Origin of the sequence: uncultured Microscilla sp. (assembly GCF_947493425.1) — a bacterium.
Classification (GTDB): domain Bacteria; phylum Bacteroidota; class Bacteroidia; order Cytophagales; family Microscillaceae; genus Microscilla.
Map to the genome: position 1 here is coordinate 1 of NZ_CANLRP010000136.1, position 22,281 is coordinate 22,281.

The 22,281-nt window shown below is 42.7% G+C and carries 18 protein-coding genes and 1 riboswitch; of the genes, 4 read left to right on the forward strand and 14 right to left on the reverse strand.

Annotated elements, in window-relative coordinates:
• Nucleotides 1–228: 228 nt before the first annotated feature.
• From Q0954_RS25035 to Q0954_RS25045, 3 genes are all read right to left on the reverse strand, one after another.
• A complete protein-coding gene (locus Q0954_RS25035; RefSeq protein WP_299461642.1) occupies nucleotides 229–498 on the reverse strand; it encodes a DUF1294 domain-containing protein in 270 nt (89 codons plus the stop codon).
• Between the two features lie 6 nt (nucleotides 499–504).
• On the reverse strand, nucleotides 505–1,704 hold the full coding sequence (locus Q0954_RS25040; protein ID WP_299461644.1) for a GlmU family protein: 1,200 nt from the start codon (nucleotides 1,702–1,704) through the stop codon (nucleotides 505–507).
• A 217-nt stretch (nucleotides 1,705–1,921) separates the two neighbouring features.
• Nucleotides 1,922–3,631 (reverse strand): hypothetical protein, encoded by a 1,710-nt coding sequence (locus tag Q0954_RS25045; protein WP_299461645.1) that lies wholly within the window; start codon nucleotides 3,629–3,631, stop codon nucleotides 1,922–1,924.
• A gap of 570 nt (nucleotides 3,632–4,201) precedes the next feature.
• On the opposite strand from Q0954_RS25045, the gene Q0954_RS25050 reads away from it, so the two are divergent.
• Entirely contained in the window at nucleotides 4,202–6,313 is a 2,112-nt protein-coding gene (locus tag Q0954_RS25050; protein ID WP_299461647.1) for an arginine--tRNA ligase, read from the forward strand.
• A gap of 71 nt (nucleotides 6,314–6,384) precedes the next feature.
• On the opposite strand, the gene Q0954_RS25055 is transcribed toward Q0954_RS25050, so the two are convergent.
• From Q0954_RS25055 to Q0954_RS25070, 4 genes are all read right to left on the reverse strand, one after another.
• Nucleotides 6,385–6,813: an energy transducer TonB gene (locus Q0954_RS25055; protein WP_299461649.1), complete on the reverse strand. Its 429-nt coding sequence runs from the start codon at nucleotides 6,811–6,813 to the stop codon at nucleotides 6,385–6,387.
• 73 nt (nucleotides 6,814–6,886) lie between these two features.
• Nucleotides 6,887–7,309, reverse strand: a complete 423-nt coding sequence (locus tag Q0954_RS25060; protein WP_299461651.1) for an energy transducer TonB — start codon at nucleotides 7,307–7,309, stop codon at nucleotides 6,887–6,889.
• A gap of 106 nt (nucleotides 7,310–7,415) precedes the next feature.
• Complete coding sequence (locus tag Q0954_RS25065; protein WP_299461654.1) at nucleotides 7,416–8,498, reverse strand: iron ABC transporter permease; 1,083 nt, start codon at nucleotides 8,496–8,498, stop codon at nucleotides 7,416–7,418.
• 331 nt (nucleotides 8,499–8,829) lie between these two features.
• Nucleotides 8,830–10,011, reverse strand: a complete 1,182-nt coding sequence (locus tag Q0954_RS25070) for an ABC transporter substrate-binding protein (RefSeq protein WP_299461656.1) — start codon at nucleotides 10,009–10,011, stop codon at nucleotides 8,830–8,832.
• A 37-nt stretch (nucleotides 10,012–10,048) separates the two neighbouring features.
• A riboswitch (cobalamin riboswitch) is annotated at nucleotides 10,049–10,220 on the reverse strand.
• A gap of 425 nt (nucleotides 10,221–10,645) precedes the next feature.
• Here Q0954_RS25070 and Q0954_RS25075 point away from each other — a divergent pair.
• Both Q0954_RS25075 and Q0954_RS25080 read left to right on the forward strand, forming a co-directional pair.
• Complete coding sequence (locus tag Q0954_RS25075) at nucleotides 10,646–11,008, forward strand: T9SS type A sorting domain-containing protein (RefSeq protein WP_299461658.1); 363 nt, start codon at nucleotides 10,646–10,648, stop codon at nucleotides 11,006–11,008.
• A 253-nt stretch (nucleotides 11,009–11,261) separates the two neighbouring features.
• Nucleotides 11,262–11,966 carry a hypothetical protein gene (locus tag Q0954_RS25080; RefSeq protein ID WP_299461660.1) on the forward strand — a complete coding sequence of 235 codons (705 nt, stop codon included), beginning with the start codon at nucleotides 11,262–11,264 and terminating at the stop codon, nucleotides 11,964–11,966.
• A 249-nt stretch (nucleotides 11,967–12,215) separates the two neighbouring features.
• On the opposite strand, the gene Q0954_RS25085 is transcribed toward Q0954_RS25080, so the two are convergent.
• From Q0954_RS25085 to Q0954_RS25100, 4 genes are all read right to left on the reverse strand, one after another.
• Nucleotides 12,216–12,833, reverse strand: coding sequence for an NAD(P)-binding domain-containing protein (locus tag Q0954_RS25085; protein ID WP_299461662.1), 618 nt, complete (start codon nucleotides 12,831–12,833; stop codon nucleotides 12,216–12,218).
• 3 nt (nucleotides 12,834–12,836) lie between these two features.
• Entirely contained in the window at nucleotides 12,837–13,589 is a 753-nt protein-coding gene (locus tag Q0954_RS25090; RefSeq protein WP_299461664.1) for a DUF481 domain-containing protein, read from the reverse strand.
• Nucleotides 13,590–13,607: 18 nt separating this feature from the next.
• Complete coding sequence (locus Q0954_RS25095) at nucleotides 13,608–14,546, reverse strand: bestrophin family protein (protein WP_299461666.1); 939 nt, start codon at nucleotides 14,544–14,546, stop codon at nucleotides 13,608–13,610.
• A gap of 316 nt (nucleotides 14,547–14,862) precedes the next feature.
• Complete coding sequence (locus Q0954_RS25100; protein ID WP_299461668.1) at nucleotides 14,863–15,636, reverse strand: type 1 glutamine amidotransferase domain-containing protein; 774 nt, start codon at nucleotides 15,634–15,636, stop codon at nucleotides 14,863–14,865.
• Between the two features lie 139 nt (nucleotides 15,637–15,775).
• On the opposite strand from Q0954_RS25100, the gene Q0954_RS25105 reads away from it, so the two are divergent.
• Nucleotides 15,776–16,162 carry a helix-turn-helix domain-containing protein gene (locus Q0954_RS25105; protein ID WP_299461670.1) on the forward strand — a complete coding sequence of 129 codons (387 nt, stop codon included), beginning with the start codon at nucleotides 15,776–15,778 and terminating at the stop codon, nucleotides 16,160–16,162.
• 54 nt (nucleotides 16,163–16,216) lie between these two features.
• Here Q0954_RS25105 and Q0954_RS25110 read toward each other — a convergent pair whose 3' ends face one another.
• The 3 genes from Q0954_RS25110 to Q0954_RS25120 all read right to left on the reverse strand — a co-directional run bounded on the left by Q0954_RS25110 (nucleotide 16,217) and on the right by Q0954_RS25120 (nucleotide 21,786).
• Nucleotides 16,217–19,021 carry a TonB-dependent receptor gene (locus tag Q0954_RS25110; RefSeq protein ID WP_299461673.1) on the reverse strand — a complete coding sequence of 935 codons (2,805 nt, stop codon included), beginning with the start codon at nucleotides 19,019–19,021 and terminating at the stop codon, nucleotides 16,217–16,219.
• Nucleotides 19,018–21,096, reverse strand: coding sequence for a FecR family protein (locus Q0954_RS25115; protein ID WP_299461675.1), 2,079 nt, complete (start codon nucleotides 21,094–21,096; stop codon nucleotides 19,018–19,020). Before Q0954_RS25115 ends, Q0954_RS25110 begins: the two co-directional genes overlap by 4 nt.
• 117 nt (nucleotides 21,097–21,213) lie before the next feature.
• Nucleotides 21,214–21,786, reverse strand: coding sequence for an RNA polymerase sigma factor (locus Q0954_RS25120; RefSeq protein ID WP_299461677.1), 573 nt, complete (start codon nucleotides 21,784–21,786; stop codon nucleotides 21,214–21,216).
• Between the last annotated feature and the right edge of the window lie 495 nt (nucleotides 21,787–22,281).

Sequence of the window (22,281 nt, forward strand, 5' to 3'; positions counted from 1 at the left end):
TTTAGTCCAGAGTTTGGAGTCCGTAGACCATAGTTTTTTAGTGTCGCCTTGCGCTCATTCGTAATTTAGTCCAGAGTTTGGAGTCCGTAGACCATAGTTTTTTAGTGTCGCCTTGCGCTCATTCGTAATTTAGTCCAGAGTGTGGAGTCCGTAGACCATAGTTTTTTAGTGTCGCTTTGCGTCAATTCGTAATTCGTAATTGAACAATTCGTAATTAATCCCCGCTTCCTAACGACCAAAGTAAAACAACACCAAATAAAGTACACCTATCCAAAGCGCCAAAATAAGGTAGGTCCAACCATAATACGCAAGCTTTTGGTTTTTGTGGCGCAAAGTATACATCAGCACCAACACAGAAAATACTCCTCCGGCAAGTTCAAAAGTATGCAAGCGTTTTTCGCTTATCCGGCGTTGTTTGCGTTTGGCAAGCCCTTTGTCCTGGCTAAAAACAAAAGCAGCCACTACATTTATAAATACAAGGTAATACACAAGTAACATAATAAATCAAGGAGTTAGTCGGTGATTGAATACATGAGTTAATATGGCTTGTTCGGCTTCGTCGCAAGCTTTGCCCCGGCGCTGCATCATTAAGTTGGCCGTTTCAAAAGCTTTTTGTAGATCATAAGTACCAAAACCAGCATCGGCACCACCCCAGGCAAACGAAGGAATAAATTTAGCCGGAAAACCTGCCCCATATACATTGGCGTTGATGCCTACCACTGTGCCCGTATTAAACATAGTGTTGATGCCTGCCTTGGAGTGGTCGCCCATCATTACTCCGCAAAACTGCTGCCTGGAGTCTATATAATCATGCACACCATAGTTCCAAACCTTTATATTGCCGTAGTTGTTTTTCAGGTTCGAGCAATTGGTGTCAGCCCCAAAATTGCACCATTCGCCTACTACCGAATTGCCCAAAAAGCCATCGTGTCCTTTATTGCTATAGCCAAAAAACACCGAATTGCTAATTTCTCCTCCTACCTTGCAATAAGGGCCAATAGTGGTGTCACCCCGCATTTTGGCGCCTGGGTTTACTACCGCGTGGTCGCCCAGGGCAAAGTTGCTTTGAATAATACTGCCTTCGCTCACCTGAGCCCCTTTGCCTATATAAATAACTCCCTTTTCGGCGTTGAGCACACATGCTTTCAGTTGGGCACCTTCTTCTACAAATACGTTTTGGGGGTTGTATACTATAGTGTGTGGGTCGGCAATGGGGGTAGAGGTACGCCCTTGGGTAATAAGCCTAAAGTCTGACTGAATTTGGGCGGCGTTTTGCTGAAAAATATCCCAAAGGTTTTCTATGCGAGTAAATTCGTTGGTGTAAGCCACCAGTTTTTTTGGCTGAAAGGCTTCTCTTAAATCTTTAGCAAATACTGACTTGTCGTAATGCAACGCCAAGATTTCGCCCCTGCTGTTGCTTAAAGCTTCTCCGGGCTGTAGTTGTTGTATGGCAGCCGTTAACGAGAGGTCGGGACATATACTGCCGTCAATCAATACATATTTGTCGAGAGTATCAAGAGGGGGGGCATCAAACTTGGCTTCGAGGTATGCTTCGGTTTGAAAGCTTACCTGAGTACCTAAGTATTTTTCCCATTTTTGGGCTATAGTAAGTATTCCTACCCTTATGCAAGCTACCGGACGAACCAGGGTAAAGGGTTTGAGGTTGTTGCGAACACCAAAATGGTCGAATAAAATGTATTGCATGGAATGGTATTTTTGTTGGCTTACCTGTGTTTAATGGATGCGAATATGGGCAATCCTGCCAACATAACCTAATCTGTTGCCTCTGCTCGTTGGTCTGGTCACGGCTGTTTGATTTTCCTTTTAATTATGATAGCCACAAAATTGGGCAAGTTTGATTCATAAAAAAAAGCGGCATTTGCCGCTTTTTAGGGTAGGTTTTGAAGTTCGGTTTTGCATCTCAGCCACCTCTCAGGTGCCAAAGCATTTGTCCGTCTACGATTCTAAAATATTGATTGTAGCTACAGAGAACATCGTAAACCGCATAAACATCATAGCCTTGTTGTTCAGCCAAGCGAGTAGCAGCTTCATTTCCTTTTAACAGCATTTTGTCAAAAAAATGAGCAAATACATCTACTGATAGTTGATTAACATCAAATGGTTTCCTTCCATACTTTTTTAATGTTTTTAAGTTCATCTGATCCTCGTTGAGTTTATCAGGAGTGCTTTTGCCGTATCCATCTTTGGTTACTTCTCTTATCCAGTGAAAAGGAACATTGGTCAGAAAGGTAATTTCGTGTAACATGGGGTGTAATAAAGCGATGTGGGTCGCTGTTTTAGGGTCATCAGTATCCATCAGCAGCAATGAATCTTTGGGGGCGTGTCCCTGAAATTTTACAGGTTCTCCCATCATTTCTTCGGTGGGTATGACGTGATGCAAGGTGGGGGGGAGATGAATTTCGTAGAAATAGTCAGATTGAGAAAATCCACCAGAATCGGTATCTAATCCAAGGGAAACCATCACCCCTTTGGGTGGTTTGGGTGAGATATTTTTATTGATCCAGGCTTGATGAACCCCTTCAGAAGTCAATGAGGTAGACAAGCCATACATCTGACTCAAAAACTTTAGACGGTCTTTAGACGACATTGGAGACCAAGGGGTAAACCCTCCAGATGATTTAATTTTTTCTGGTGGTCTATTATCTCCCCGATAGGCTTTTATTCCCATGGATTTTTCTTTTCTGAAACCTTTTTGTGGTGCCCAATCTAATTTTTTTGTATTGTGGCTTATACTGGACAGTTTGGTCGGTGTTTTACTATCTTTGTAGCGCTTTTTATTCTTTCCACTATTATATTGCTTATAACCAATACCATATAGGTCATTGGGGTCTTTTACTTGGCTTTGTTCTTCAAAACCCTCCATGTCTTCTGGAGCCAATCTATTATTGGCTTTGTCGTCTAGAAATCGGTCAGCAATGTCTTTGACACTGGAAAATTTGTCGCTGCTGTTTCGCAACTTTTCAACGTATGCCTCAGTGGTTCTTACCCCATTTTTTCCGTATTTATTGATGAGCATTCGAACTATTGTTATGTTTTTTAGCTGAATCAAACTTTCTCCAAAATTTGCTTGTATTGGCCCTCCCGAAGTGGTAGACGATACGGGAGGAGCTGTTGTATTGCTTTTCATCTGCAATGGAGTGTTCATTATTTTGTCGGCAGCAACCTCGTCAGTGGTATTCACTGCTTGGCCATTCACAGAAGCGTCTGCTTTTGGTGGCGTTCCCCTTTTGGTGTTTACAATATGGTGACCCACTTCGTGCTTAATATTGGATTCGGAGTCTTTGCCAGGGGCAAAATCTATTTTATTTCCCTGAATCGTAGCCTCTGCATTTACTTTGCCAGGGAACGAAGAATTGTGGTTAAACTCCAGGCTGGAGGTGTCTACCCCATACTGCTGCCCCATGGTGTGAGCGATTTCTGTCGATTTTTTATTACCAGTGCCATTTCTTTGTACTGGTTTTTGTTTGGCTTGTATCGCCTTTTGTTTGGCTTGTACTGGTTTTTGCTTTGCCTGTATGGTAGATTCAGACTTAGTTTGAACCGTGTTTTGCTGAGGTAGCGACGACTGGTCTACCTCTTGCTTATTTTTTTGTTGAATTGGTGATGGCATAAACTGAAAACTTTTAGATCTGCATTAGTTGTGTTAATTAGTATTTAAATAAAAGGCGCAAATGTAAAGGTTTGTACTGATGGGGATGCCGTTTTTTTTTTTGAAAAATTAGGTGTCTTTGTTCAAAATTGAATTTATTGGTTTTTAATTTGAATTTTGTATAAAAAATAGAATGATCAATCAAAGAAAAGAGGCTGTCTCATAGTATTAAAGATACCTTGCGACTATATATGTTCAAGCTGAAAAGTGTTCACCTGCGTGAGTTTATTGTTCCTACATTTTTCATTTTTGACGTCATTTCCTAAAACTATAAGCCATTGCCAGGATTTAGAAACAGTTTTAACGTATCTGAGTACAAGGCTCACCGAAAATCATACTAAACACGAAAATTTAAACAAGCTCTAAATTGAGACTTAAATAATAATTCTATAAATTTGTTCGCAAAATTTTGAAGCCCCACCAATTCTGTGGATATTCAGCAATGAGTTTTATAAAACATTTATAATCAGAATTTTAAAACTGAAGCAATTGCCCTGTGCCTGAGTGCGCAGCGGACTAACATTTAAGAAAATGAGCATGGAAACGACACTGCAAAATGCCCTACAACAGGCATTCAAGGAATTGTTTAATTTAGAAGTTACCGAAGTAGAGCTACAACCTACCCGCAAAGAGTTTGAAGGTTCGCATACTTTTGTAATGTTCAGCTTCCTGAAGGCAGTGCGTAAAAGACCTGACGAATTGGGGCAAATGTTGGGCGATTACCTAACTCAAAACACCAACGTAGTGAGCGGCTATAATGTGGCCAACAAGGGTTTTTTGAATATTTCTATTGCCGATAAGGTCTGGATCGATACTTTTGGTAACCTTGCCCAAAATAATGAGTACGGCAAGCTACCCCACAAAAACCAAAAGGTAATGGTAGAGTATTCATCGCCCAATACCAACAAGCCATTGCACTTGGGGCATTTGCGAAACAACTTTTTGGGGTATTCGGTAGCTCAAATACTAGAGGCTGCGGGTTATGACGTGGTCAAAGCCAATTTGGTAAACGACCGTGGGGTACATATTTGTAAGTCGATGTTGGCCTACCAAAAGTTTGGCGAGGGCGAAACTCCCGAATCTTCAGGCATCAAAGGCGACCATTTGATTGGTAAATATTATGTGGAGTTTGACAAGCAAATGAAAAAGCAGGTAACACCCATCATTGCCAAAATTGCCAAGAATGAGTTCTCTTTGTTTACCGACGAAGAGGTAACGAATATTAGAAATTACCAAAACAAAATTGCTAAAATAAACGAAGAAATACGCAACGAGCAAGCCAAGCTTCCTGCCCTCAAAGGACAGCTACTGGCAAGTTTCGACGCTGACTTCCAAGAGTTGTTTACCAACTGGGAGGCTTCGTTGACTTATAGCAGTGATTTTAAGAAATATATTGATAATCAGTCGTTTACCAAAAAACAACAGCCGTTAATTAAACTGATTCGTCGCATTATTAAGTTATACAATAGCATAGCCAAAGAAGATGGCAACATCAAGCAGATAGCCAACAACAAAACCCCATTGATGAATGAGGTGGTAGAGATGTTGCAAAAGTGGGAGGCCAAAGATCCCGAAACGGTGGCTTTGTGGCAAAAAATGAATGGTTGGGTATACGAGGGGTTCGATGCTACTTACAAGGCTATTGGGGTAGACTTTGACCAGATGTATTATGAGTCGGAAACCTATTTGTTGGGCAAAGACATTATCAAAGATGGTTTAGACAAAGACTTGTTTTATACCAAGCCTGATGGTTCGGTATGGGCTAAGTTGCCCAAAGAAGTGTCGGACAATGACAAGATTTTGCTCCGAAGCAATGGTACCTCGGTATATATGACCCAAGACCTGGGCACTGCCGATAAGAAATACGAAGACCACGCCATCAGTAAATCAATTTATGTGATTGGCAACGAGCAAGATTACCATTGTAAGGTGTTGTTTCAGATATTGAAAGACCTGGATAGACCTTATGCTGATGGCTTGTATCACTTGTCTTATGGAATGGTAGATTTGCCTACAGGCAAAATGAAATCGCGTGAAGGTACAGTAATAGATGCTGACGATTTGTTGGAAGAGGTAAAAGAAACTGCCCGAAAACGTACCGATGACCTGGGCAAACTGGATGGAATGAGCGATGCCGAAAAGATAGAGATTTACCGAATCATTGCCTTGGGAGCACTTAAGTATACTTTGCTACGTGTAGACCCTAAAAAACGAATGTTGTTTGACAAAGAATCTTCGGTAGACTTTCAGGGCGATGCCGGACCATTTGTGCAAATGAACTATGTAAGAACCCGCTCTATTTTGCGAAAAGCTGCCGAAATGGGCATTAGTACCAACGAGCCTTGGGCAGTGAGCGATTTGCACGTGATGGAAAAAGAACTCATTAAACTTTTACTACAGTACGAAGCAGTGGTAGAAGAAGCAGGCTATGAGTATAACCCTTCGTTTGTGGCTCAATATGCTTATGACCTGGCAAGAACTTATAGCCAGTTTTTTGCCGAATGCCCTATTCTTAAAATGGATGATGGGTCTGCCGCAAGTATAGAGCGTCGCAAGTTTAGAATTGCCCTCTCTACCAAAACCGGAGAGTTGATTAAAAAAGCATTGGGCTTGTTGGGCATTGAAGTGCCAGAGAGAATGTAGGCTTGCTTAGATTGTATTGTAAAAATAAAACCTTCTGTTTGACCCAAAACAAACAGAAGGTTTTTTTATGCCTACCGCCTGATGTCAAACCTGACCGGAATAACAAACTTACTTCTTATTTTTCTACCAGCTTGTGTGCCTGGTGTCCATCTGGGGCTAGTTCTAAGCACCCGAACAGCTTCTTCGTTACAGCCTGAGCTCAATCCTTTGACAACCTCAAATTGGCTCAGACTGCCATCTTTTTCTACCACAAATTTTACGTAAACCCTTCCTTCTATTCCCTGGTTATAGGCTAGGTCAGGGTAGCGCAGGTTTTGATGGATGAATCGATAAAAATTATTAAAACCACCTACGGGTTGTGCCTTGGTTTCTGTAAATGTCACTACAATAGGCGGTACTGGCTTAGGAGGGGGTGGAGGAGGCGGTGTTACCTGGGCTAGGGCAAATTTGCTCAAGCCCAACCATAAGAAAGCAACTAAAAAGTAATGTCGTTTTTTCATAGAATATTTTTGAGTAGTTATTGACCAAAAGCCTTTACTGTTGTGAGACAATACCTTACAAGGCGCTGTTTGTTTATAATATCTCAAACTTGATAGGAATGCAACATTTACTTTGAACGGGTCTGCCCCTTTGTTTGGCAGGAGACCATTTGGGGGCACGTTTGAGCACTTGCAGGGCTACTTCGTCGCAACCTGAGCCTACGCTTTTGAGTATTTTCATGTTGCTTAATCTCCCGTTGCGGTGCACCACAAACTCTATCACTACTACTCCTTGTACCCGGTTACGATAAGCCAACGAAGGGTAACGATACTTTAGGCTTCGAGCTATATAGCGATAAAATGTTTCGTACCCCCCAATGGGTTGGGCTTTTTCTTCTACTACTACAAAAATCTCAGGTTCGGGAATGGGCTTAGGGGGTGGAGGTGGTACTTGTGCCCCAGCAAACTTGCTCAAGCTCAGTAATAAGAGGAGTAAAATATAAGTGTGTATTTTCATTGTATTTTAAACGTAAAATAGGTTGGTATGTGTAAGCTTGATGGCTAATTATTCTCCCTGAGGGACTTATTGCCTATTTGACTACTCAACAATTGATTGAAATGAATCAGAAAGATGCCCTTAAGTTTCTGCGTTTTACAATTACAAAAATAACGACTGGTGCTCCTACCAATGCGGTGACTGCGTTGATGGGCAACGTTACATGACTACCAGGTACTTTGGCTATAATGTCGCAAATAAGCATAAGTACAGCGCCCAACATGCAAACCGCAGGCACCAATAAGCGGTGGTCGGAACTATTGAGTAATGATCGGGTAAGGTGGGGTACTGCTATACCCACAAATCCAATGGGCCCACAGAAGGCGGTAACACTGCCTGCCAACAAGCTAGTGATGGCTATGACTAGTATACGAGCCCTGCGTACGCTCAAGCCCAAACTTTGGGCGTAGTTTTCGCCCAACAGCAAAGTATTCAAGGTTTTGGTGATGAGAATCGAAAGCAAAATACCTGCCCCCACCGCGGTAGATAGCACCGTAAGGTGGTGGTGAGTGACCCCGCCCAGGCTACCAAATGTCCACATGAGGTAATCTTGAATTTGTTCAGGTTCGCTAAAGTATTGCCAAACACTTACTAAAGCTATAGTAATATTGCCTACCATCATGCCCACAATTAATACTACCACATTATCGCGGATGCGCAAAGAAATCAGTAGTACCAAAGCCAATACCATAGCCGAGCCTGTAACTGCAGCTATAACAATGAGCCAACTACTGAGCAGACCTGTACTTACAATGCTGGTGACTCCGATGACCGACCCACTGGCAAGCATTACGATTGCCACTCCCAGGCTTGAGCCCGCTGTGATGCCCAGAATAGAAGGGCCAGCCAATGGGTTACGAAACAAGGTTTGCATTTGTAAACCACCCAACGACAAAGCGGCTCCAGCAAGCATGGCGCTGATTGCCTGGGGTACCCTTATTTGATGAATGATATTGTTCCAGGCAAAGTTGCCACTGTCTTGTCCGGCAATAATTTGTATGATTTGCTTTAAAGGTATTGCTACCGAACCCAAGGTAAGGTCAATAATAAAAACCAATATCAATGCGGTTGCCAGCCCCACTAGCAAGCCCGTTTGCCGCAGAGTAGTTTTTTTTGTCCACAAGTGGTGTTCAGGTGTTTTGGTACTCATTTTCTTCTTTTTTTAATATCTGGCAGGCTGACGACTGAGTCAAAAAGATCAGCCCCAACAAAAATAGCAGCGTAGCATGACCTAACTTGTGAAGCCAACGCAGCTAAACAGGGGGTAGCACCAAATGGGTGTACCTGGCACCTAGCACGCCGGGTGCTAAATTCTTTATACATTCTTCGGCGACCCCGAATCAAGTTCGGAGCAGGCGGACTTGCCCCCTGACTTCCTCGTAAAAAAGTTAGAAAACAAAATTCATCCAAACTAATAGGCAACTTATTTAATCCCCAATGCACTGGTTTCTAAAACCCTGTCAGCACTTTTAGCCAAAAAACTACTTCAGTTGTTGGTAATATACCAACTCGTGTTCCGGCAATAGTTCAGGGTGAAATATTTTGACCAAATCTCTGAGCACCAGGTGTGGATTGACAAACCCCGTGACCCAATAATCGTTGCCCCCTCCGGCATTGATCCGTTTGTTGTTGTTGTAGATACGCTTTTGGTTAAATGCGGCAAACTTGGTAAACCTGGCGTCTTTATTGTGAATTTCTTTCAGGCTTTTGGCAGCGCTTACATTGAGCCAAAAGTCGCCATTGTGGGCTTTGGCAAATACAGTTTCAAAGTCGAATGGATGACTACCACTTCCTGAGGTATTGTTCCAAAAGTAAGCAGATTGGGCGTCTCTGAGAAACTGTGCCATGTAGCTACCCCCTTTGGCAGTATACCAGGTACCCTTAAAAGGCAATCCACAAAATACGCTTGGTTTTTTTTGTGCCTGGGCAGCTAGTTTTTTTACCTGGAGGTATTGGGCTTCTATAGCATCAAACTTTTCTGCGGCTAGTTTTTCTTTGTTATAAAACACTGCCAAAAACTTAAGCCATTCGGCACGGGCTAAAGGGTGTTGTTCCATCCAACCCGAATTTACAATCAAACGGGTACTTTTGCCCATCACGGCTTGTTTTTTTTGATAGCCAGCGGTGTGGGTACTGCTCATAAGCACTATGTCGGGTTGCAATGAAACAAGTAACTCTTGATTAAAATTACGTGAACCGCCCAACTCTACAACTTTACCTGCTTTGATTCTTTTTTGCATCGAGGGCAGGCTTATCCAGGCGTTGTTGGCGTTGCCCGTAATAAAATCAGTAAGCCCTAAGGCATCGGCAAGTGCTACATGGGTGGTTGACAAAGTAACCATAGAACGCACTGGAACACGGACTATCTGGTGGGGCTTAAAACCCTTGGGTGCGGGTTGTTGGTGGGGTACCAAGACATACTGTAGGTTGTCGGTTTGGTCGGTAAATGCTTTGGTAACCGTGACTACCTTGTAGCCATCATAATAATCTACTTTAAAGTTTTGGGCGTATTTGAGAGAGACTTTATCAAATAGTGGCTGAGAGGCATTGACTTTTGCCGAATCACTACTTTGGTTGTGTTGGTGGCGGTTGTTTGACTGGCAACTACCTAAAAACCATACAAGGCACAAGCCATACAAAGCTTGCGTTAATATATACTTCATAAACTGAACATGTTTTACCTTTCACCCGAAAGCAAATGAATGAAACCATTATTTTGGCAGGTTTTCTGACTTCCCAAAAGCAAGCTGCCTTCCCACCTACAATGGCAGTGGCACCTGGGCTTGCTTATTTTGTGTTGGGTTACAGCAGCGGGGACTGTTCAGGACTTACACCCGATTCCCTGTGGAGTGCCTGGTAAGCTTGGTTTTGTATACAATGCTTATTGTAGGGGAGTGAATACCCACTAATTGACCGTAAGCAGCTGTAATAGTCGAGTTTACAAGGCACAAAGAGCACATAATGCTCACCAAAAATTTGGGCAAATGTAGGTAAAAGCAATAAGCTTCAGGCAATGAGTGGCTAGTTTTTTGGTTGCTAAGGAATGGTTGACAAGGTAAGTTTTATGGTGTGAAGTGTGGTAAGTTGCTGGATATTTAAATGAGAGAAGCTCAATTGTTCGATTTTCGCCAGCACGGGTTACTTTCTAAACACTCTCTCTTTAGTCTTTGTGATTGGTTTTTAGGACGACGCGATTGATCAAATACCTGGTCGCCAGCGAGTATAAGACTGTTATTACAAGAATTAGGGATGACAAGCGTTAGTAGGCGAACAACCCTCACTAAAAAATAAATGATCATGTATCAAGCTCTGTTCAAAATCAAAGTAATCGTATTCACTACTTGTTTGGTTACAACATTGGCGCAAGCCCAACAAGCTCAAACCAAACCTGAGAAAGTTGCACCCACTATACAGGTAGAGGTTTTTCCTAATCCAAGCCCCACCCGCATTTTTTCGGTCGTGATAAAAGCAATCCAAAGCCAACCGTTAATTGTACAAGTGCAAGATGCTTTGCAAAGAACGGTGTACCAAAAAACAGTGAAGTCGGCATATGGGTTTTCGTTGCATACCCTGCGTCTTGATACGCGCCCCAAAGGTTGGTATTACCTGGTGATTATCAGTGCTGAGGGCAGGGTAATAAAGCGACTTCAGAGCACGTAGAGATGGTACTATACATTGCTTTCACCTTGGGTAAAATTTGCCCATATAATTTTCAAATTTGCTGTCAAACACATCACTAAGGAATGGTGAGAAATTAAATTACCATTCTTGAGGTAGAGGTTTTGTTTTGAGACGAGGCTATTTTTTGCGCCCATAGCAGCGCTACGGGCAATAAAAATAACGAAGTATCAAGGCGAAAAATCACCCCTTAGAGTGTAAATTTATTTTTGAACAATTCCTAAGCGTATCGTATATGGGAGTAGAATGGGACATAGGCTGCCAAGTCTGCAAAAAATTTATCTGGATGGGTTCTATGAAACCCTTCAAGTGGCATGGGTTTCAGGTAAGCGATGCCACCATCAGGCGGTTTTTTAGTTTACACGCCATCGCCCAAAAAAAAGGTTGCCATCTGTATTTGATGACAGATAACGGGGGAGATACCCCCTGGAGCAAGGATGTTGATGATTGGCAAGAAGACATTGTATCGAGAAGTTTTTGGGATTCAATAGCAACCAATGATCACGACAGTTTATGTGCTTACTGTGGCAAGGCCTTGAAAGAAAAGCCCTTGTCATATCATTACCTGCAACGCAACCAGTGCTTGTGGCTGTGTAATCAAGACTGTGTAGAGGCTTATTTAGCACGGACAACCCAAGAGAGAAATCATTGGGGCGAAGGTTGTATTTATGACTCTACCCTTGACACGGTTTGGTTTGACTCCGATGCTGCCCTGGAGATAGGCTGTACCGAATGCCATAGTTACGTGGTGATTGATGGCAAAAGTGTTGATGCCCACCACCAAGTGTATGATTTTGAGTATCTCGCCTTATTTTTGGGCGAGCATATAGGGCACTGTCATTTGTTGGTTCATTTTGAGGGAGCTGGTCAGCCGATAACAGTACCCTGGCGCAACAACACTACAGCAAGCCAGTGGACAGTATATGACAGGTATTTGTAACTTAGTACACTGTAACTTAAGTAAGTTGTTGTTTAATTCGAGTTGATTTTGTTTGTTGATGATCTTCAAAAGTTGAGCAGAGTTAGTTTACAATTCCGATGCATATCAGAACCAAAGAGCTACGCGATACTTTTTAAGAGAAATCAGCGGGCAAAAGCTCACAGTTCTCTGAGAACAAGCTCGGAGCTGTAAGCCGAACTTGATTCGGGGAAGCCGAAAGAAGCATAAGATATTTAAGTTCCAGTGTACTTAGGTTTGTCGTTTTACCAGTTTAAACCCAATATCGCGTCCCATTCCTTGAAAAATAGCCAGGTTGATCCAAGACAAAGCAAATTGCTCCAGTAATACTACCTTGTCTGCTTTGCCAAAGTCATAACAATGGGCAAAGCCTGCCTCCTGAGCAAGCCTGCTCGTGATGGCTTTGGCCTGTTCACTATTGCCTGCCATCATCATATCCAGTACTACATGGCCATAATCAGGGCGTTGCATATTCTCAAATCCGGTCGTATTAAAACATTTAATTACCTCCGCCTTGGTCAACGCGGCAAAAGCATGAAAAGCCGTGGGATAACCTTCGGGAGAGGCGTTGACAGTATTGGTAGCATCGATGATTACCTTGCCCGCTACATTGCCCATTTGTGCCGCCAGCTGAGGGGCTATTTGTGGAGGGGTGGCCACTAGTATTACCTCAGCTTGTTGGGCAGCATCTGCCACTGTATGCACGCTGGTGCGAGGGTTTTGCAACAAGTGCTTACCCTTAAAACCAGCCACCTCTTTTACTCCTAAAAAAATAGTATGGGCTGCTTTAGACCATTGCGTAGCCAAAGCTCCCCCTACGTTACCTGTACCTATAATTGCTATATTCATTGTTCAAAAAAGTTGAATGTTTACACCAAAAGTTAAAAAGCTGTCTTGCGGACGCTCATTGACCACTACCAGCTTTTCGTACATATACAAATAATTTACCCGTAGGCTTACAAAACGCCATAGGGGTGTTTCCAGACCAGTTTCTAGTTGCCAACGCATATTACCTGCGTGTATCAGAGAAGGTTGAACGTAACTCTCATAATGCCACGAGAGGTGTTTGCTGAGCTTAAACTTGCCCAATAGCCAAACTGTAGCGCGCCAGGTAGTAATGGTTGACTTTCCGTTAAAAATGGGTTGGTTAAACTTATCCTGAGCAAAATTGCTTTGCTCATACTCGCCCGACAGTGCCAGTTTCAGTGTTTGTGCCTTTCGGCGAATGATTTGCCAGGTGAGCCCTGCACCCACAAAATAACGCAAGTTGATCTGGCGGCGAAAATTGGTGGCGACAAAGCCCAGCATAAAAGGATAAATGCGGTGTTTGGGAGAAAAGTAGACAAAGTTTCGACTAAAAATATCTTCGTCTGCTTTTTGCCTGAAAAACTCCTGGTAGAGATAAGCGTTTTGAGTTTTGAACACCCATTGCCCGGTGCCTATGCTTACATTGGCTTTGCCCCTAAACACCAACACTTCTGCGTTGCCTTCTTGCCAAAATCCAGTAAGCGTTAGCTTTGTTCTTAAGCCCAAACTATCGCTTTTGTTGAGCTGAGCCACCGATATTTGGGGCAATAGTAGCCATAAGAAAAAGAGATTCTTCATAAAATTAAGTGCTTATGCTCAAAATAAAAAACCATCTACTGGTACCAGCTTTGGGGGCAATTGGGTTTCTTCCAGTGTTTCTCTCAGGTCGCGTTCTATGGTATTGCAAAGTGTAGTCAATGGCACATCTTGAATACGGTTCTCGAATGGATCTTCATTGACCGCCCCAGTGCGCTCTATAGCCGAAAACACAAACGCCACCACCACCGTTACCGGAACCACCACCCAGGCAATCCCCATTTTGGCAAGTGCTCCAACCAGACCGAGAGGAAAAAACAAAATAAATACATAAAGAAAAACCCTGGTAAAATAGTGGTATTGCCGGGGCATAGGCGTATTTTTGATGCGTTCGCAAGACCCTTGATAGTTGGCCAGGGCAGCCAGTTGCCCCTCCATCTGAAAGCTATCAAAGCCACCTAAGGTGCCGTCTGCCATGGCTGTGTAGATTTGTTGCCCCATCATTTTTTGCAAATAGTTGGGCTTGTTTTGAGCTTGCGCCAACCTGGTAAATTCGGCTTCACTTACCAAAGGCTTTAGCTCTTGTCCCAGGGGTTGCTCACGCAAATGAAAACGCAATGCATGCACCCAGGCAATTTGTTTGTAAACCAACGACTTTTTAAAAGCCTCGCTACGTTTTTTCTGATAGTTAGCCTGATGTTGGTGGCTGTCGGCAAATGTGCAAACCAAACGCGAAAAAATTCGGCTAGAGTTGACAATGCCCCCCCAAAGCTGGCGAGCTTCCCACCAGCGTTGATAAGAAGAGCTATTGCGAAAGCCCAAAAAAATGGCAAGCGCTGTGCCCAATACACCCACTATCATAAAGGGCAATGCTATTTGGGTAAACCCTGCGCCTGTGTGCAATCCAAAAACAAGCAAGGCAAGCCCAGTACTAAACAGCATGGGTGGCCAGGTATAGGTGAGAACTTTTAGGGGGTGAAAGTTTTTTTTGACAATCATAAATCAAGTCATTGTAAATTTTTAACAGTAAACAAAAGGCGCAAGAAAGCTTTAAAGTGTTGATATACAAGATGTAGTAGTGCCATTTTAAATTCAGTATCAAGTACATTGTCAATTGAATCTTTGGCTAAAATGGCGCGTTACTTATTCAATTGACAATGCTTCTAACTACGCTTTTTATAAATTGCTGAAAATAAAAGTGATATGAAAGTGTAGTTACCTGTGAACCGAATCTACAGCAGTTTGCTGTGATGAGTTCAACGCAGACAGGGTGCAAGCTAAAGGCTCATGGCTAAGCCCTGTCGGGGCTATGGATTTATTGGGTCAATTGCTCTACCACCAAGCGTGCCGCAGCAGCCCCTGAGTTTTGCTGTTGCCCAGTGATAAGGTTGCCATCTGCAATGGCATACGCCGAAAAGGGGGCGGCTACTTTAAAGGTAGTATCAGCCAACTGACGGGCAGCGGTTTCTATGCGGTAAGGCTGAATCTTCATGCCTACCGCCTGATCTGCAAAATCCTCTTCGGCATCGGCAAAACCAGTCCAGGTTTTATCCTTTACCAACAATTGCCCATCAGACTTTTTGGCGTCCAGCAACAACGTAGTGGCGTGGCAAACTGCGGCACTGGGCTTGCCACTTTCGTAAAAAGTAGTGAATAATCGAGCAAGGGTGTCATTGTCTTTAAAGGTATACATAGGTGCTTGTCCGCCTACTAAAAACAGGGCGTCATATTCTTGAGCGTTTACATCATTGAGCTTGAGTGTATGGTCAAGTAAGTCGTTGAACCAGCCTTGTTGCATATAGCCCAGTGATACTACATCGTGCGCTGAATAACCGCTTTCATCGGTAGGATCAGAATACCCATCCATCACTATCTTACCCCCTGCAGTAGAAGCAATGGTAATCTCATAGCCTGCCTCTTGAAACACTTGCAAAGGATGGGTAAGTTCGGCAGCCCAAAAGCCAATTGGCCAACCTGTTTGTTTAGACACCGCCGGACTGCTGGCTACCATGAGTATTTTACCCTTGTGAGGGGCGCCATGTGGGTGTACATAGTTTTTTACTTCTTTGATTTCTTGTGTAGTATGCATTGTATCTAAATGTTTGTTTGGGTTTATTGCTTGTTTCTTTGCAATATTACCCGATATGCCTAAGTTTGTTGCGATACTGACTTTTTAGTGCGATACTAACCTTTTTGAAAGTATATTGATAATCAAATAGTTATAAATTATGCCAGATTTTGTTTATGATGGAAAGGTATACTACAATCCAGTGGAATTTGCCATGGATAGGGTAGGAGGTACTTGGAAAATGCCCATATTGTGGAGGCTCAAAGGCAAGTTGTACCGCTATAGCGAGCTCAAAAAATCTATTCCCCATATTTCAGACAAAATGCTCACCAGTCAACTACGAGAGCTTGAAAAAGATGGGTTTATTCACCGGAAGGTGTATGCAGTGGTGCCACCCAAAACCGAGTACAGTATTACCGAGCTGGGACGTACTGCTATTCCTATAGTAGAGACTTTACGCAATTTTGGTATTGGTCTGATGGAGAGCAATGGCATTGATATTAGCCATTATATACAAGAGAAAAATAAAAAGACTGGTACAAAATAGGCAATGATTCATCGCATAAGCAGCACCAAAGTCATACCCTGTTGGCGTGATAGACTAAAAAATAATATTAAGAGCTAAATTAGGAGTAAATCCCAATTGAGTGACATCAAAGCGAACCAGTTCACTTACTTTTTTACCACCTTTGCCTTGGGGGTCAATTTCCAGTTCTTCAAAAGTAACACTTCGGATATTTTTTTGTCCATAAAGGTTAAATACCGAAGCACTGATTTGCCCTTTACCCCTGCGGCCAAACCTAAAGTTAAACGTAGCTGCTACGTCTAAACGGCTATAGTCTGGCAGACGCAGTGTTTTGCCTCTGGCAAGTGCGTGCAAGTCAGTTTGTCTTACATTCTTATCTTCTAACAACAATTCACCGTCTTGTATGCGACGGGCAAAGCCCTTGGGCAAGCGATACCCTCTGCCAGTGCCATACACAAAAGTAGCCGAAAAGTCGAACCTGCCCAGTGAGAGCATATTCACCGATTTGAACTCGTGAGGCGTAGACGCTGAAGGGGTAAAAGGCTGATTTTTATCAATGGCTCTGAACTGGTAAGTAAGGTCATTGAACGAATAACTTAGCCATCCGGTATATTTGCCTTTTTTCTTTTGCAGCAGTATATCTACTCCCTGGCTTATGCCATGACCTGGGTTATACCTTTCATCGTTGCCAATGACTTCTCCCCTGCGTACCTGCCTTGCATCAAAGTCATAAAACACCAAGCCATTCAATGTTTTATAATACCCCTCTACATCAATGGTAAACAAATTGGTTTGCAGGGTAAATCCCGCAATCAAGTGATTAGACTCCAGAATGGGTATATTTTCGCCATCGGGCAACGTCCAAAAGTCAAAACCGCTTTCGCGTAAATCACTGGTAATAATTTGGCTGATAAATTGGTAGTATTTGCCTGCGGCACCCTTGAACTTTAGTTTTTTTGTAGCGTCATACTGAAACGATAACCTCGGAGCAACATAAGGGGTTTGGTTCAGGTTATAATAAGTAAAACGTAGTCCTGCATTGACTTGTAACCTTTTTATGGGACGAAAAGCATCTTGTACATACAAGGTGTACTGGGTGCCTGTAGTATGTCGGCTTTCAAACGTATACTCATTGTCTACCAGTTGCTTGTACCGGATGTTGTTGTAGGTAGACATGAGCCCAAACGACAAAGTATGGTTATGATCAATGGTCCAGTCGTTGTCCCAGCGAAAAGTAATGTCATCTAAATCATTATTTTGTTGACTGCTGCCTTCTTCTCTTAGTATCACCCCATCGCCTTCGTCCTGATCCTGTATTGACTCTCCTGCATAAATGCCATAATATCTGGAGTAACCCAGTTTAACATTGCTATAAAACTTTTGACTCCATAGTCTGCCCCATCTGAAGCCAACGCCTGTGTTGCCCCACTCCAGTCGGTCATTTACCAGCATGTCTACATCTACCTCTCTTTTTTCAAAATCTTTATCTCCTCCTCCAGGTGGTGGGTTTCCTGGTCCTCCACCACCTGGTTTGGGCTTTTTTTTGGGGGGGGGCAACTTTGCTTTGCCTTCAAACTCACTCGATATATATACATCATCTTTGCCGTTGTAGACACTCAGGGCTAGAATATCTTTTTTAGTGGGGCGAATGGTATACTTTACGTTCAAGTCATAAAAGTTAACATTGGTTTTGGGTGCCTCTTCACGGTCTTCTTTGGGGTCAAACAAAAAACGGATGCGGGGCTGACTCGATGCATAGTTTGCCAGTGAGTCGGACACCGGACTGGCAAAAATATCGCGGTACGACCGTCGCCCGGCAATCAACAGCGAAGCATTGTGTTTGAGCGGTACCTCTACAAACAGGTTAGAACTTACCATATTCATTCCTACCCCTACTTTGGTTTTGTATTGATCTCCCGCTTTGCCGGTAATATCTATGACGCTCGAAACCCGTCCTCCAAACTTGGCCGGAAACCCCCCTTTGTATACTTGAATGTCTTTAATAGCATGGGCGTTAAATGCACTAAAAATGCCTAGAAAGTGATCTGTGTGGTATACTGAAAAACCATCAAAATAAATCAGGTTTTGATCAGGAGTGCTGCCTCGTACACTTAGTCCAGCAGTAGTTTCGTTGGTGGCATTAATGCCTGGTAGCCATTGCAAAGTTCTGAAAATATCGTTTTCGCCTAAGTTAGGCAATGAAGAGAATTTGGCAGGGTTGATAGATAGTTGCCCTACATTGGTAGAGGGTTGAACCATTTTTGCCTGGTATTCTACCACTACCTCTTTGAGTTGGCTTATAATGGGGGTGAGCTTGATTGTATATTTGGTTTGCCCTGCCTTAAGTGCGTAATTTTTGGTTTCATAGCCTATATACGATACCTCGATAGTAGCAGGAGTTATGGGCATATTGGCCAAGGCAAAAATACCGTCTACGTTGGTTACTGTACCTCGCCGGGTACCCAACACCCTTATATTGGCAAAAGGGAGAAGTTCGCCTGTAGTGGCATCTTTTACCTTTCCGGTAATGTTGATTGTTTCAGGAGGATTGGAGTGCTGATCAAGGACTTTTTTAAAGAGCACTACTTTATTGCCTCCTACTATGCTAAAGCGAATGGGGTGCTGTTGTAAGAGTTGGGCGAGCGTTTCCTGCAGGTTTCTTTTGTCAATGCGTTGGTTTACCTTGATGCCTTTCACCAGACGCGAGTCATAGGCAATCTTTACCTGGTATTTTTTACTAATGGTGGCAAGCGCTTGTTTCAACGTTACATTGTCGAAACGCTCGCTAATAATAACAACTTGGCTTTGAACCGGCAATAAACCGACCCAAAGCCAAGCTAGTAATGGTAATAAGTAGTACTTCCTCTGCATTTGTTTCATTGAATCACGACTGTTTTAGTACTGTCATTTTTGATCGTGTACTTTAAACTCATGGGGTCGCAAATAAATTTTAAAGCCGAAGCTAAATCCTTATTAGAGAAAAAACCAGTATATAACCTGTTTTTAACATCTGTTTTGTATTCTATTTTTACGTTGAATTGGCGGGCTAGTTCGTCAAATACTTGCTTAAGAGGCGTTTCCTGGTATTGAAAGTCGCCTGTACGCCAGTTAGAGGCGTTGGTTGTGTCAAACTGATAAGGCTTTAGTTTTTCCCCCTCCAGTTTTGAGCCCATTCCTGGAGCCAACACCAAAGAAGCGTTTCCGGTAGTAGTAGTAAGTTTTACTTTTCCAGTCATACATTCTACCTTAAAATCTTTTTGTCGGGTATACACATTAAAGCTAGTCCCTAGCACTTCTATCTTACCTACTGCAGTGTTTACTTGAAATTCGCTCCCTTTTTTTACCTGAAAAAAAGCTTCTCCGTTTAGTTCCACATTTCTATTTTGATCCCAATCATCCGTTTGGTAGCTAATGCGTGAGTCGGCGTTGAGTGTGGCCATTGAACCATCAGGCAAAGCAATACTTTTTTGCTCTCCCAACTGAGTACTCGCTACTGTAGGCGTAGTACTACTTGTCATACTGCGAAAGATAAAAAATGTGCCCAGTAAAATAATTACACTGGCGGCTGCGGCGTATACCTTGCGCATAGAAATGCTGCGGGTAGTAGCAGTAGTAGTGCTATTATCAGTTTGGTGAATATCCTGGTTGATCTGTTGCCAGAGATGATCTATGCGGGTTTGCGATACTTCTATTGTTTCGGTACCCTTTACCATTGCCTTGGCTTGGTCAATTACCTCTTCTTTGTCAGGGTTTTGTTCCAGCCAGGTGTTCCAGTGTTGGGTTGTTTTCTCGTCAGGTTCGGTTACCCACACAAAAAACGAGGGATCATTGGCGAAGTCTTCAGCCGTAAAGTTAGCGTATTGGTCAATAGCCTCTATACCGCTTTCAATATTGTTCCAAAGGTTGCCAATGCGACTGTCGATGCGGTTCCACAAACCATCGATTTTGCTCTGCGGAATCTCCTCTTCCTTTACCTGAATCAACCCAATTAATCGTTTAGCCTCTTCAATCAACCCTGTTTTTTCGGGGTGTTGCTCTAGCCAAGCGTTCCAATGTTGGTTGGTTTCCTCGTCGGGTTCGTTTACCCAGGCAAAAAACGAGGGATCATTGGCAAAGTCTTCAGCCGTAAAATCAGCATATTGGTCAATGGCCTCCATGCCGCTTTCAATGTTGTTCCAAAGGCTGCCAATGCGACTGTCGATGCGGTTCCACAAATCATCGATTTTGCTCTGCGGAATCTCCTCTTCCTTTACCTGAATCAACCCAATTAATCGTTTAGCCTCTTCAATCAACCCTGTTTTTTCGGGATGTTGTCGCATCCAGGTGTTCCAGTGTTGGTCTGCCTTTGTGTCGGGTTCGTTTACCCAGGCAAAAAACGAGGGATCATTGGCAAAGTCTTCAGCCGTAAAATCAGCATATTGGTCAATGGCTTCCATACCGCTTTCAATATTGTTCCAAAGGTTGTCAATGCGGCTGTCGATGCGGTTCCACAAGTCGTCGATTTTGCTTTGCGGAATCTCCTCTTCAGTGAGCTGCAACATGCCAATCAACGATTTAGCTTTTTTTACCAAAGCGTGTTTTGTTGGGTTTTGCTCCAGCCATGCCTTCCAGTGTTGGTCTGCTTCTTCATTGGGCTCGGTTACCCAAGCAAAAAACGAGGGGTCATCGGCAAAATCTTCGGCAGTAGTATACTGCTTGTATTTGTCTAAAGCCTCTATGCCAGCGTCAATTTTGTTCCAGAGCGAATGTATTCTCTCTGTTGGTACGTCCTCTTCTACAATGTCGAGGGCGCCAAGTAAAGCTCTAGCCTCCGTAATAACGGCGTACTTATCGGGGTGTTTTTCAATCCATTGGTTCCAAAAATCGTTGCTTTTGGGGTCAGGATTTGTCACCCAGGCGTAGAATTGCGGATCTTCTGCAAAATCCTCTACGTTAAAGTCGTGATACTTATCCATTACTCCTCAATAATAAGTTAGATTATCCTTTTTTAAAATAATAGTTCATCAGTTCTACTCTTATAAGCAAGCGTAACATAACTTGTACTCCTTACGTAAAGCTTTTTTTCGAGTACATTACAACAAACCACTACTTACTAGTAATGCCCACGCCAAAAAATTCTTCTTTAATGCTTTGAGTGCACTGTAAACGAGGTTTCGAGCCGATTGGTAGTTAATGTCCATGATGTTCGAAATTTCGTTGTACTCCAGTCCTTGATAGTATTTCAGGTAAATGGCCTCTTTTTGCCTTTTCGATAATTTTTGCAGTTGTCCTTGTAATTTTTTGTTGTTCAACTCATTAGTTTCATCACTAATGATCATATCTTCGGGGGTAAACTCCACCTCAAAATTATAGTTTTCTACATCTGTATTTTTATCATATTTTTTATTTTCAGAAGTAGATTTCCTGATGATTTTTCGGCGCAAAGAACTGAGCAAGTAAAGCTTGATAGAGTCTGTTTTACCCAGGTTTTGTCGGTTTTTCCAAATCTCAAGAAACAAGTCCTGGATACAGTCTTCGACCAATGCATCGTTTACGGTAAACTTCCTTCCGTACTTATACAAAAGTCTTACGTGTTGATTATAAATTTGTGAGAGGGCGGTTTTATCACCCTGTTTGAACTTTTCCCACAACAATGCATCTTCCATAAAAAACTGAATAAGTTCTGTGTGTCAAATAGTTTTAAAGTAGAGTAAACGAATTGCAAGCTTTATGTTTTCCAAACAATTAAAAATATTGATTGTTTACTCTATTTTAATTACGATTTCGCAGAAGGCACAACATCCGAGCCACAAGCCTACAAACGATGCCTTCGCGATGGTATTGTCAAATTATTGGATTGAACAAACACAAATATAGAGAGTTTTGGGGGGAGGGCAAGATGGAAGACCAAGTATTTGAAGGCAGTGACTTAATCCGAGCGTTTGCGTATTTTTATTTGTAAGGTTTCAAAAATTAAGGTGAAAAACTTCTACATTTTTTAACACATTCCACTTATAGCTCTACCTTTAGCCATTTGAATGAAAAAAAATATTTACTAATTCAACGCTGTGTTTTTTGCTTTTAATCTTAAAACTCTACAGATTATTCGTTACCAAATGAAAACCTGTTTAGGGCATCATTGACTTGTTCTGGAGAGATGT